This is a genomic window from Desulfobacterales bacterium, from assembly GCA_029211065.1.
Classification (GTDB): domain Bacteria; phylum Desulfobacterota; class Desulfobacteria; order Desulfobacterales; family JARGFK01; genus JARGFK01.
This window is the reverse complement of the sequence record JARGFK010000129.1, coordinates 1-11,313: the sequence shown is the minus strand read 5'-3', so window position 1 is coordinate 11,313 and position 11,313 is coordinate 1. Positions and strand designations below refer to the sequence as shown.

Below are 11,313 nucleotides of genomic sequence, written 5' to 3'. Positions count from 1 at the left end.
AAAGATTTGATGCTATTTATTTCCGGCCGTAGTTGTCACGAAAGCTCCATCGGTCAGTTGAAAGGCGATTTTGCTTTTGACCATATTCCAACCAATACTTATCAGGCCAATTCGGCTTTTATGCAGATGAGCCAGATGGCCTATAATCTATCCATATCCATGCAACAAAGCACGGGATTAGCTAAAAAACGCAAGGACAATTTAAAGCACACGCGTTTATACCGTATGATGGAGTGGAAAACTTTCAAATTTCTTATCCTCAATCGTGCTGGCAGAATTGCTTGGGCTGGTGGAAAAAAAGTGCTGGAGATGACCAAAAATCTTGCCACACAGTCTCTTTACGATAAAATTTCATCCAGTCTTTTGGCTGAAGAGAAGAAATTAGCCGCATAATTTTCACTCAATTGAGGTAACAGTTAAACGGTCTTCGAATTGAATGTCATAAATCTGCCCTATACCCTTGTTAAGAGACCAATTCTTTTTAAAATGAGGGATTGGCAGCATAAGCTCTTCAGCGGCGCATAAAGATCGATACGCACTTTCCCCGGAGTGGACTTTTTGACCCTGTCGGTGGCTACATATTAATAAATCTTACCCATCCCAGGTGAGGCGGTTCTTCCTGAAAAATATGGATCAACATATCTTCAACGGTTACTTGAACGCGGGTGCCGTCTGTAAACCTGCGCTCCATCTTCCTTGAGAGCTCCTCAGGGGTTACCGTGCCTAAATAGCGGTTAACTTCCGACTCCACCTGATCTAAATACATTTTCACTTTATCGATGCTGTCATAATCATCGAATTAATCCTCGGCAACGCAGCCTTTCCTTGAATGCGGCGATTCACATAGCGGTCCAGGACTTCCACACAATGCAAATAAATATCCCTGAGTGAATCTTCGATTCTTCACAAATTCATCCCAGGAGAGTTTACTGAAAGCGTCCAGGTAGCTGTGCCGCAGAAATTGGTTTTATTCCAGCAATTTTATAACGTTCATCGTATATTATTCTCCTTTCGAAAACCTGACCTGAGCTTTTCAAATCAGGCAAATGCTTGCTTATCGACCGCATAACCCCTCGACATCAAGGCGCACTTTCCCCGGAGAGGATATTTTTCACCCGGCCGACGACGCCGCTGGCCAGGCGAACCTTAATGCCGTGGGGATGGGAGGAAGACTTTGTGAGAATATCCTTAACAATCCCTTCCGTCAGCTTGCCGCTGCGCTGATCCTGTTTCTGTACAACCTGGACCCGGGTTCCCGCCTTAATGTCAGACCGGTTACTTCCACTCATTTAGATCTCCTTTTCTTTGGTTATCCACTGAACACACCGGATATGTTGAAGGGATGCCGAAAGCGTCGGCAACCACCGGTTTTTACATTAGTGCAATCCATCCTGCAATTACAAGCATATTTCAGAATCGAAAAACATGTCCGTCTGGATTTGGAAAAAAGATAGAATAAAGCCTTTCTGCGAAGTGAAACCGGAAGGTCCTCGATGAAAAAAAATGAGGCCGGGACCGGAGAAATTGATGTCGACCTTGTTCGGGGAAAGGTCACGATCCGGGAGCAGGTGGAAAATCCCCGGGCAAATTTTTGACGGCGTCCAGGACATACGGATAGATATGATCGACAATGCGGCGGTAGCCTTCTGCGGTGGGATGCAGCCGGTCCGGTTGATTGTATTGGGGATCGCCGGCAACCCCTTCCAGGAAAAAAGGGATCAGGGGAATCGCGTGTTTTTGGGCAATCTCAGGATAAATATCGGTAAAGGCCTGGGTAAAGACCGGACCCAGATTGGGAAGCATTTTCATGCCGCACAAAATAACGGCGATGTCGTTGCTTTTGATGATTGAAACGATCCGGTCCAGGTTTTTTCTGAGGACATCCGGATCAATCCCCCGCAGGCCGTCATTGGCGCCGGTTTCAAGAATAATGAGATCCGGCTTAAGGGATGAAATGACCCAATCGATGCGCGCAAGGGCCCCGCTGCTGGTCTCGCCGCTGACGCCCGCATTGACGACGGTAAAAGGGTGCCCGCCGGCAGCCAGTTTTTTTTCCAGCAGGGCGGGATAGGCCTCGGTTTCATCGACACCGAGACCGTCTGTTAAGCTGTCGCCCATGGCAACGATGGTTCCCCGGACGGACGGCGTTTGGACCGGGGTTTGGGGCGCGGCCCCATCGGATGAGGGCTCGGGGCCGCACCCGGCCAGGGCTATCAACAGAACCATGACGAGGGCCGCCGGCATTAACCGTTTAGACTTATTCATCCGGCCTCTCCCTTAAATACACGATGGGCTTTTTCGCGAGGATTGAGCGGGCGGGGATCAGGCCGATTGCCATGATCAGCAAGAGGGCGGTTGCGGCAATCAAACCACAGGATCCTAAAAACGGATAATAGGCGATGTCCAGGTAATGCCGGCTGATCAATAAAGCGCCGGTCTGGGACATGGCCAGCGCCAGCACTGCACTGAAGAGACCCGCGATAAAAATTTCAAGGACGAAGACCTTTGCCACAAAAGACTTCCGGGCCCCCAGGATTTTATAGTAGACCGATTCGGTGATTCTTTCGGCACGGGTCGCGAACACCGCGCTGATCAGGATCAGAATCCCGGCGGCCATGCTGAGGATGCTGAACCCGCGCACAATTGCGGAGAGCTGCTGCATGATGCCCGCAAAAACCCGGATAGTCGCCGACAGATCGATGACGCTGATGTTGGGAAACGCCTTGGCCATGCGGCTTTGCAATGGACCGATCCGGTCTTTTTCGACCCGCAGGGCCGTAAAGATCGTCTGGGGTGCGGATTGCAGGGTCTTGTCTTCAAACACGAAATAGAAAAAGGGTTTGAGCGAATCCGTGGTGCGGGTGCGGATGCTTGAAATCCTGGCTGTCAGCGGGACCCCCTGGATGTTGAAGCGGACGGTGTCCCCCACGTCCATGGGGTGCATCTCCACAATCGTGTCCATCACCGACACCTGGGGCCCGGTCCAGTCCCTGCGAAACAGGCGGCCGCCTTTGATGATTTTTTCGTCGTCCAGCAGCGTTTCCCGGTAGGTCAGGTTAAAGGTCCGGGCAAGATTGTCGCGGCGCCGGGTCCGCTCCGCCCGGCGGTCGATGGGGATGTCGTTGATGGCGGTGACCTGTGCCCGCACCACCGGATAGAAGGTCAGGGGCTGCGCCGCGAAGGCCGCAAAAGCCTCCCGCTGGGACGGCTGGATGTCCAGCACGAAGACGTTGGGCGCATCGGCCGGGTAGGATTGGACATAGGTCCTGTCCAGATTCTGTTCGATCAGGTAAATGGCAAAGATGACGCTCAGGGACGCGGTCAGCGTGACAATAATGGCCTGGGTGGCATTGCCCTGCCGGAACAGGCCCTTGACCGCCTGGCGAACGACCATCCGGCGAATGGAGAGGCGTTTTAAAACCCCCAGCAACAGGCGGGTGAAAAAGCCCGCCACGAGGATCAGCCCGCCGATGGCGATAACAAAATAAACGCCGAAACGCAGGTCCTGCATGTGCCGCAGGACCAGTCCGAAGAAAAAGAGCATGAACCCGGCGGCGGACGCATAGACCGGCCAGCGCTTGTGCGGCCCGTCCGTCTCTTTGCGGAAAATCATGGCCGGCCGCATCTCTCTTAAGCGATAGAGGGGCACAAACGTAAAGAGGGCCACCACCGCGAAACCCAGCGCCAGGCTTTCGCCGATACCGGACCAGGCCACGGCCGGCGCCGTGCCGGAAGGGAAAAAGGCGCTGAGCAGTCGTGCCATGCCGAACTGGACCACGATCCCGGCGGATATGCCCATGGCCGTTCCCAAAAGGCCCAGCAGGAAAACCATCGGCAAGAAATAGCGGATGATCTGGCGGTTGCTGGCCCCCACCGTTTTCATGACGGCGATGGTCTGCTGCTTTTCATTGAAAAAGGCCGTCAGGGTGTTCTGGATGCCCATGCCGGCGATGATCAGGATAAACATGCCGATGAGGTTTAAAAAAAAGATGAAATTGTCCAGGAAGCGTTTCACCCGGGTCCGGGCGGTCCGAAAGGTGTCCACCCGTTCCCGGTCGCTCTCTGCAGCCGACCGGAGGCGGTCGGCTACGGCATCTATCCGGTTCTCGTCCGGAACCTTCAGGAGGGTTTGCCAGGTGATGCGGCTGCCGGTCTGGACAAGCCCCAGGGCGTCCAGGTCCCGGCTGAAGACAAACACGCGCGGGCCGAAGGAAAAAACATTGACCGGCCGGTCCGGCTCCGATTCGACCACATCCCGGATCGTCAGGCTGCTATATCCGACCTTGAGCCGGGCGCCGATGCCGATTCCCAGCCGATCCAGCAGCGACTGTTCCACCACGGCCTGTCCCGCCGTCAAGACCTCTCCAAACGGTCGGCCCGAACGCAATACCACTTCCCCGTAAAACGGATACCCCTTTTCAACGACTTTGACGTGCGCCAGGACCGACGCCTGGTCATCGGCCGTTCGCACCACACTGTAAAACTCGTGATAGCTGCTGCGGATTACCCGCCCCTGGCGGATTTCAGCGGATATGGCTTGGTCAAGACTATCGGATAGGGTCTCGTGGGAATGAACGATGATATCGGCGGCATGCAGCTTTTTGGCGTCGTTTAAAAGGGAGCGATAGACACTTTTGGAAAAGCCCGAAAAGGCCGTCAGGCTGGTGAGCGACAGCGCCACACACAGGCAGAACACAACAGCCTGTTTGGATGAGCGCGCGATTTCGCGCCTGATGAAGTCTGCCTGAATCATAGCGGGGTTATCCTGTAAGCCTTCCGTCTTTTAGGGTCAAGACGCGATCTGCGGCTGCCGCAATGTCCGGATTATGGGTCACCAGTACCAGGGTGGCGCCCTGTTCGGCCTTCAGCTCAAGCATCTGCGCCAGGACGAGCCGTCCGTTTTGCGAATCGAGGTTGCCGGTGGGTTCATCGGCAAAAAGCAGTTTCGGATTATTGATCATGGCCCGGCACAGGGAGATCCGCTGTTTTTCTCCGCCCGAGAGCTGGCTGGGCAGATTGTCCCCCCGATCCTGGAGCCCCACCCGCTGGAGCAGCTCCCGGGCTTTTTTTCCCGCATCCGGCCGCCCCATCAATTCGGCCGGGAACATGATATTTTCCCTGGCCGTCATGGAGGGCACCAGATGAAACGATTGAAAAACAAACCCGATCATGCGGTTGCGAAGCGGCGCCAACTCATCTTCCGATGCGCCCGTAATGTCGCGTCCATCGATAAAAACCCGGCCCGAAGACGGGTGGTCCAGCCCCGAAAGCAATGTCAGCAGCGTGGTTTTTCCGCTGCCGCTGCTGCCGGCGATGACCACAAATTCGCCCGGCGCCACCAGCAGCGAGATGTCGTTCAAAACCATGATGTTGCGATGATCCACCGTGTAGGTTTTATTTAGATTTTTTGCTTCAAGAATGGCCATGGGTTTTGGTTCTCCATTTCGTTTAAGCGCAATAAGGATTTAACATAATACCCGATTGCGGCAAAAACAAGGTGGGGGATTAAGGCGATAGCGCTTGGCGCTTAGCTGGGAAGCTATGAAGCTGGAAGGATGGGAACCCAGGAAGATTAAAAGCCGGAAAGGAACTTCCCTGACATCATAGCATCCAAGCAAAACGCGGAGTGTTTCCGAACCGAGATCCCTTGAACCCTCAAATCCAGGGCACCTCTTTCTACCGGCCGGGCGCGCTTGCCTATTCATCAATCAGCGTGCCCGGACGCACGATGTTTTCCCCGAATCTATCCTGCAGCGAGTCCAGGGTGGTGTTTAAATTTTTTCTTTTGCGGTCCGATGCAATGCGGGTAAACAGGGAAAGCTGTTCTTCGCCGCCGCGGGTGCCGAGCTGTGAGACAGAGATCCCCAGAAGTCTGACAGGTCTTTTGCCTGTCTCGGTTTTTTCCAGCAGCCCGCAGGCTGTTTGATATACAATAGTCCCGTCATTTGTGAATTTATTCAGCGTCGCAGACCGGGTGATCAGAACAAAATCGCTGTACTTCACTTTCAAGGTGATGGTCCTGCCTGCAACGCCCTCATGCCGCAGCCGGCGGGCCACCTTACCCGCAAGCGCCAAAAGTTCCTTTTTGGCCGGATTGATATCAAGGATATCCTCGTCAAAGGTCTCTTCATTTCCGATGGACTTTGCCTCCTGATGGGTGATCACGTCCCTTTCATCTATCCCCATGGACAGTGCATGCATCTTGGGGCCGTATTTGCCGAATTTTCTCTCCAAAACCTCAACCGAAACCCGGCTCAAGTCCCTGAACGTATGGATCCCGAGTTGGGCCAAGGCCTCCTGGGTCACCTTGCCCACCCCCCACATCTTACCGATGGGAAGCGGATCCAAAAATTCCCTGACCTTGTCAGGGGCGACAACCGTCAATCCGTCCGGCTTGTTGATATCAGAGGCGATCTTGGCCACAAATTTAGATGGCGCCACCCCGGCCGACACGGTCAGACCGGTCTCCTCCCGCACCGTCTGCCGGATCTTTTTCGCGATTTCCACCGGATTACCGAAAAGAAGGGCGGACCCGGTCACATCCAGAAAGGCTTCATCGATGGACAAGGGTTCCACCAGCGGGGTGAAGCGCTGAAATATTTTAAATACCTGATCGGAGATTTCAGCATATCTGGACATTCTGCCCGACAGAAATATCCCCTGGGGGCAGAGCCGCATGGCCGTCGCCATGGGCTGGGCCGAATGGACGCCGAACTTCCGAGCCTCATAAGAAGCGGACGAGACCACCCCCCTTCCGGTAATCCCCCCGACAATCACCGGTTTTCCCTTCAGGCCGGGGTTGTCCAGGACTTCCACCGCCGGATAAAAGGCATCCATGTCCAGATGGATGATGGATTTATGCTTCACATCGCTCGGCATCTTCTTCTAAATCCAGATAATCGATAATTTTGTTGACCTGCCGGGAGGTTTTGCCCGGGGGGATAAATATGCCGCGGGTGATTTCCTTGAGTTTAAGAAGTTTCCTGTTTGTCGTCAGGATGATCCGCTTTTCGCGGTTTGAAATTTCAATGAGTTCCCGTTCCGACAGGGACGGGTCGCAATATACATCGAAGCCCAGCAACCGCATGGTTTTCACGACATCATCCAGGTTTTTATCAACGATGAATCGGGTTTCCCGAATGGGGACTTCTCTAAGCCGGGTAATGTCTTTAATGTTGAAGGCTTCAAACACCGGATACACGCTGAAGCGGTCGCCGTCTTTGAGGATATGGTCGAAACCGATTGACTTACCGTTTGCAAGGATTAAATCAATTTCCGGATGAGGAACCCCAAGGGCTGCAATCATATCTATTACGGATCGTTTGCCGCTAAATTCAGCTCTAAAGTCCCTCTTGCGCTGATGCTTGGGCAGATAGTCATTCAACTCTTCATAAAAGCGAAATATTGCTTTTGGCATGTATGCTTTGTCCCATCCGCTATCAGGCTAAAGTTATTTTCAGACATCCCTGTATTTCCCCACAGGCAGCAGCAACAGCGGTTCTTCTTCGGGCACAAGACCCAGGATGTGTTTGACGTCAGTGTCATTGAAAGCGCCGATCACCACCGAGCCAAGACCCAGAGCGCCTGCCTGCAGAGAGGCGTTCTGAACGGCGTGCCCGGCCTCCATGTAAACGTACTGGATGCCGCGCTTGCCGTAACTTCCGGTAACCCGCTCAAAAACCGCACAGATTATCATGACCGCAGGAGCGCTGCGGATCGACCCCTGGCTTAACCCGGACCGGCGTAACAAAATTTTTAAAAAATGCTACTTGAGAAGTTCAAAGAGTCCAGAGTCTGATGCCTGTTTGTCAAAGGTAAGGGTATATTCGCACCCTGAAAATGTTGCGGAGTGAGCGATTAAAAGATCGGAAAGGTCAATTCTGGTTTCTCTTGCAGAAGATACAAAGCCGATAATTGCCGGTTGTGATTCAAAGTCCAGCACGGGCATTAGTATCAGCGCATCAATGGAGTCCAGTATCTCCTGCCGTGATACGTTATAAACAGATTCCAGCACCCAAATAGTTTCGAGAACTACCGCTAAAGGCACGAACAATGCCTCCTTTTGGGATTCCACTTTCTTGAACAGCCTGTAAACACTTTCAGCTTGCTTGTCATCATCCTTTACAAGAAAGCGAATGAGCACATTGGTATCAATGGCCTTCATTTAGACCTCTCCCGCATCCTTTGTCTAATGCCTTCATCCATTTTATCTACAGAAACCGGTTTCCTCCCGGTTTTGTGAAGTCTGCCGAATACGTCATCGACCTTCTTTGTAATCGGTATCAGGAGCGCTTCATTCCTTTCAGTTAAGACAAACTCGACCTTGTCGCCGGCGTGCAGTCGCAGGGAGTCCCGAATTGTTTTGGGGATGGTCACCTGCCCCTTGCTTGTGAGCGTCGCTAATGACATAGCGCTTTCCTCCTTACTTATATTTATTGCCTTACTTATGGTAAGGCACTGTGGGCCAGCAGTCAACACATTTCTTTTGGGTTGAGATGCGGGTGATCATCCGAGGGCTGGCTTTTAGGCAGCCTATAAGCCTTTGTCCAATCAAATCACCATGGTCGGGAAAGTCCTCTCGCCCTGGCCAATAGCCCGGCATTTTATCTTGACAACAAACCAATTTTTCTGTAATCCGGCATCACTCAAATCAAAATATTACATTGATATTCTTAAACTTTTTAACTTTGGAACCCTTATTTAACAGGAGCAAAAAATGAACCCGGATGAAACCCGAGTGACGGAGGAAGCGGCCAGGTTTGTGGCGGATTTAACCTATACCGCGCTACCGCCTGAAGCGGTAAGAATCGGCAAACGCTGTGTTCTAGACGGGCTGGGTCTGATTTTAGCAGGCTCGTTTGAAAAATGTACCCGCATAATACTGCAGTTCAGCGAAAGTACAGGCCAGCCGGGAAAATCGAGTGTGCTGGGGGCCAATCCCTTGAAACTGACCGCCCCCTTTGCGGCCATGATCAACGGCATTGCCGGGCATGCCATGGACTGGGACGACAGCCAGCTTTCAATTGCACCTGAACGGATCTACGGGTTGCTGACCCACCCCACCATCCCGCCGCTGTCGGCATCCCTGGCAATCGCGGAAGAAATCGGCGCGGTTTCCGGCAAAACGTTTCTCACCGCCTTTCTGGCCGGTTTTGAGGTGGAATGCAAAATCGCCGAAGCCATCAACCCGGATCATTACAAAAAAGGATTTCACACCAGCGGCACGGTGGGCTCCTTTGGCGCCGCCATGGCCGCTGCAAAACTGCTCGGCCTCACCGAGGTCCAGATTCGGCATGCCATCGGGATCACGGCCAGCATGGCTTCGGGAATTCGCACCAATTTCGGCACGATGACCAAGCCCCTGCATGTGGGCCGGGCGGCCGGCAACGGGGTTACGGCGGCCATGCTCGCGCAAAAGGGATTCGAGGCCGACACGGAAGCGCTGGATGGACCCTGGGGATTTTTCAGTGTTTTCGGTAGGGGGTTTGACGTAGAGAAGATCGCCGGATGCATCGGAAAGCCTCATACCATCGTGGATCCGGGCGTCAGCATCAAGCCATACCCCTGCGGCATCCTGACGCACCCCTCAATGGACGTGATGCTGTCCATTGTAACGGAAAACGACATCCGGCCGGATGATATCAAGGAAGTCGTGCTTTACGCAGGTTCCAACATCCTGAATCCCATCCGGTACAAAATCGCCCGCAACGAACTGGAAGGCAAGTTCTGCATGCCGTTTTTACTGGCGGCCATTGCCATTTCCCGCAAGGCCGGGGTCCATGAATTCACAGATGAATTTGTCAATGCCCCCCGGACCCAGGCGCTGATGCAGCGGATTCGAACGGCGTTTGATCCGGAAATCGAGGCCAAGGGCTGGGACAAAATCCGCTCGCGGGTTGAAGTGGTTCTGGAAGGCGGCAGGAAAATCGTCAAAGAAGCAGACGAACGCTACCGCGGCGGCCCTGAAAACCCCCTGTCGGATAGAGAACTGCAGGGCAAATTTACGGATTGCACCGAGCGCCTGCTGGACAAGGGTGCCCGCGAGAACATTTTCCGGGTAATCGATGGCCTTGAAAACCTTAAAGACATCGCCGAGCTGGTTCGGGCTCTCCAAACAACATAAAAACCGGCCTTTAATTTAGAGAACCCTGCAGTCCCGCCCCGGCGGGACGGGTATACGCTCGCTGTTGCGGTTCAGTATTCGAACCGAAGCGCTAAGCGGCACGGGGAAGGGGCGCTTCTTTTGTCTTAACCTCTGCTTTCATCGTCTTTTTGTTATACCATCCTTCATAAAGAATTAATTCAGGATGTCCCTCCAGCGAGTTATAATTCTTTACAGTCACGTTCTTCATGATTGCATGGTTTTCGTCAAAAATTCGCACATCAAAAAATTCCTTTTTTTCAAGATGCGGGCACGAAACTGACCGAAGGTTCCATACCCAGTCGGGGTCTTGTCCCAATCGGACCACCAGATATCTGCCGACCTGTTCAGGCATCCCTTTGGGCCCGGGCAGTTTAACTTCACCGGGCCGGGAGGACGCTTCGCCTTCCTTTTTTTGCCAGAATTTCAAGTGCATGGTTGTTTACCTCCTTCATGATGGGTTTTAAACCGCTTTACCTTCGTGTTAATATCAATAGCACTTACTGTGCCAATTTATAATAGTTTGATTTTATACAAATTTTTATAATTTATAATCTATCTTGAGGGCTTTTTGATTCTCATTAATCCGCCAATCGGATAGGCAAACCCTGTATCCGCAATGACCGCTAAACAACTAATATGCCGAAACTAATCGAAAATATCTGAAGAGAACTTCAAGTTCTGATTTGGCAAGAATAATGAATTGCGGGTTCCGAAATACGCGAACCACGGATGGGAATAAAAAAGTGGTTCATCCGACTAAAGCGTACTTCGCTTCATGAAGCGCGAAGATTTTAAGCTTGAAGAAATCCATATCCCGATATCCATAAGCCTGCCTTTGAAGGGTTTTGATTTTATTGTTAGTGCCTTCTAAAGGCCCAGTTGAGATAGGATAATCGTAGTAATTAAGGATATTAAAGGCATGACCGGCCAGTGTTTTAGCAAACCTTTTCAATATTGCGATACCTGTGCTTTGTGCCTTTCTGATCCAATCGGTAAGAATGGTTTCTGCATCGGATTTGCAGACCTGGCTCCATATTTGCCTTAAATCTTCTTTGAGATAATAGGCGGTAGCCAACGGCTTGTTGAGACTGAGAGCTTCCTCCAGACGTTCTTTTTCATTTTTCTGTTCATTGAGGTTGTAGGAGTTCTTCAGCAATAGCCATCGGGTT

Annotated in this window: 14 protein-coding genes; 2 read left to right on the top strand and 12 right to left on the bottom strand. The window is 52.3% G+C overall.

The window, feature by feature from the left end:
* Window positions 1-393: hypothetical protein (locus P1P89_20000; GenBank protein ID MDF1593797.1), on the top strand; the 393-nt coding region annotated here is incomplete at its 5' end.
* Between the two features lie 181 nt (window positions 394-574).
* Here P1P89_20000 and P1P89_19995 read toward each other — a convergent pair.
* The 10 genes from P1P89_19995 to P1P89_19950 form a co-directional block, all read right to left on the bottom strand.
* Window positions 575-766: a hypothetical protein gene (locus P1P89_19995; protein MDF1593796.1), complete on the bottom strand. Its 192-nt coding sequence runs from the start codon at window positions 764-766 to the stop codon at window positions 575-577.
* 313 nt (window positions 767-1,079) lie between these two features.
* Window positions 1,080-1,289, bottom strand: a complete 210-nt coding sequence (locus P1P89_19990) for a YwbE family protein (GenBank protein MDF1593795.1) — start codon at window positions 1,287-1,289, stop codon at window positions 1,080-1,082.
* A 262-nt stretch (window positions 1,290-1,551) separates the two neighbouring features.
* Window positions 1,552-2,265, bottom strand: a complete 714-nt coding sequence (locus tag P1P89_19985; GenBank protein ID MDF1593794.1) for an arylesterase — start codon at window positions 2,263-2,265, stop codon at window positions 1,552-1,554.
* Complete coding sequence (locus P1P89_19980; protein MDF1593793.1) at window positions 2,258-4,753, bottom strand: FtsX-like permease family protein; 2,496 nt, start codon at window positions 4,751-4,753, stop codon at window positions 2,258-2,260. Before P1P89_19980 ends, P1P89_19985 begins: the two co-directional genes overlap by 8 nt.
* Before the next feature lie 7 nt (window positions 4,754-4,760).
* Complete coding sequence (locus P1P89_19975; protein ID MDF1593792.1) at window positions 4,761-5,426, bottom strand: ABC transporter ATP-binding protein; 666 nt, start codon at window positions 5,424-5,426, stop codon at window positions 4,761-4,763.
* A 271-nt stretch (window positions 5,427-5,697) separates the two neighbouring features.
* Entirely contained in the window at window positions 5,698-6,879 is a 1,182-nt protein-coding gene (gene dinB / locus P1P89_19970) for a DNA polymerase IV (protein MDF1593791.1), read from the bottom strand.
* On the bottom strand, window positions 6,857-7,417 hold the full coding sequence (locus P1P89_19965; protein ID MDF1593790.1) for a Mut7-C RNAse domain-containing protein: 561 nt from the start codon (window positions 7,415-7,417) through the stop codon (window positions 6,857-6,859). Before P1P89_19965 ends, dinB begins: the two co-directional genes overlap by 23 nt.
* Window positions 7,418-7,456: 39 nt before the next feature.
* On the bottom strand, window positions 7,457-7,750 hold the full coding sequence (locus P1P89_19960; protein MDF1593789.1) for a nitroreductase family protein: 294 nt from the start codon (window positions 7,748-7,750) through the stop codon (window positions 7,457-7,459).
* 15 nt (window positions 7,751-7,765) lie between these two features.
* Window positions 7,766-8,164 (bottom strand): type II toxin-antitoxin system VapC family toxin, encoded by a 399-nt coding sequence (locus P1P89_19955; GenBank protein ID MDF1593788.1) that lies wholly within the window; start codon window positions 8,162-8,164, stop codon window positions 7,766-7,768.
* The gene (locus tag P1P89_19950; GenBank protein ID MDF1593787.1) at window positions 8,161-8,409 is read right to left on the bottom strand and encodes an AbrB/MazE/SpoVT family DNA-binding domain-containing protein; all 249 of its coding nucleotides are present in this window, start codon (window positions 8,407-8,409) and stop codon (window positions 8,161-8,163) included. Before P1P89_19950 ends, P1P89_19955 begins: the two co-directional genes overlap by 4 nt.
* Window positions 8,410-8,716: 307 nt before the next feature.
* Between P1P89_19950 and P1P89_19945 the strand changes: the two genes are divergently transcribed.
* A complete protein-coding gene (locus tag P1P89_19945) occupies window positions 8,717-10,123 on the top strand; it encodes an MmgE/PrpD family protein (GenBank protein ID MDF1593786.1) in 1,407 nt (468 codons plus the stop codon).
* A gap of 91 nt (window positions 10,124-10,214) precedes the next feature.
* Here the strand turns inward: P1P89_19945 and P1P89_19940 are convergent, their stop codons facing one another.
* Together P1P89_19940 and P1P89_19935 are read right to left on the bottom strand one after the other, a co-directional pair.
* Window positions 10,215-10,577, bottom strand: a complete 363-nt coding sequence (locus P1P89_19940) for a hypothetical protein (protein MDF1593785.1) — start codon at window positions 10,575-10,577, stop codon at window positions 10,215-10,217.
* Window positions 10,578-10,892: 315 nt separating this feature from the next.
* Window positions 10,893-11,313 (bottom strand): transposase (locus tag P1P89_19935; GenBank protein MDF1593784.1); only part of this gene is annotated, 421 nt, incomplete at its 5' end.

Coding starts and splice junctions, on each gene's coding strand:
- P1P89_19945 (MDF1593786.1), top strand. CDS start 8,717: ATGAACCCGGATGAAACCCGAGTGACGGAGGAAGCGGCCAGGTTTGTG.
- P1P89_19940 (MDF1593785.1), bottom strand. CDS start 10,577: ATGCACTTGAAATTCTGGCAAAAAAAGGAAGGCGAAGCGTCCTCCCGG.
- P1P89_19985 (MDF1593794.1), bottom strand. CDS start 2,265: ATGAATAAGTCTAAACGGTTAATGCCGGCGGCCCTCGTCATGGTTCTG.
- P1P89_19950 (MDF1593787.1), bottom strand. CDS start 8,409: ATGTCATTAGCGACGCTCACAAGCAAGGGGCAGGTGACCATCCCCAAA.
- P1P89_19965 (MDF1593790.1), bottom strand. CDS start 7,417: ATGCCAAAAGCAATATTTCGCTTTTATGAAGAGTTGAATGACTATCTG.
- dinB (MDF1593791.1), bottom strand. CDS start 6,879: ATGCCGAGCGATGTGAAGCATAAATCCATCATCCATCTGGACATGGAT.
- P1P89_19980 (MDF1593793.1), bottom strand. CDS start 4,753: ATGATTCAGGCAGACTTCATCAGGCGCGAAATCGCGCGCTCATCCAAA.
- P1P89_19955 (MDF1593788.1), bottom strand. CDS start 8,164: ATGAAGGCCATTGATACCAATGTGCTCATTCGCTTTCTTGTAAAGGAT.
- P1P89_19975 (MDF1593792.1), bottom strand. CDS start 5,426: ATGGCCATTCTTGAAGCAAAAAATCTAAATAAAACCTACACGGTGGAT.
- P1P89_19990 (MDF1593795.1), bottom strand. CDS start 1,289: ATGAGTGGAAGTAACCGGTCTGACATTAAGGCGGGAACCCGGGTCCAG.
- P1P89_19995 (MDF1593796.1), bottom strand. CDS start 766: ATGTATTTAGATCAGGTGGAGTCGGAAGTTAACCGCTATTTAGGCACG.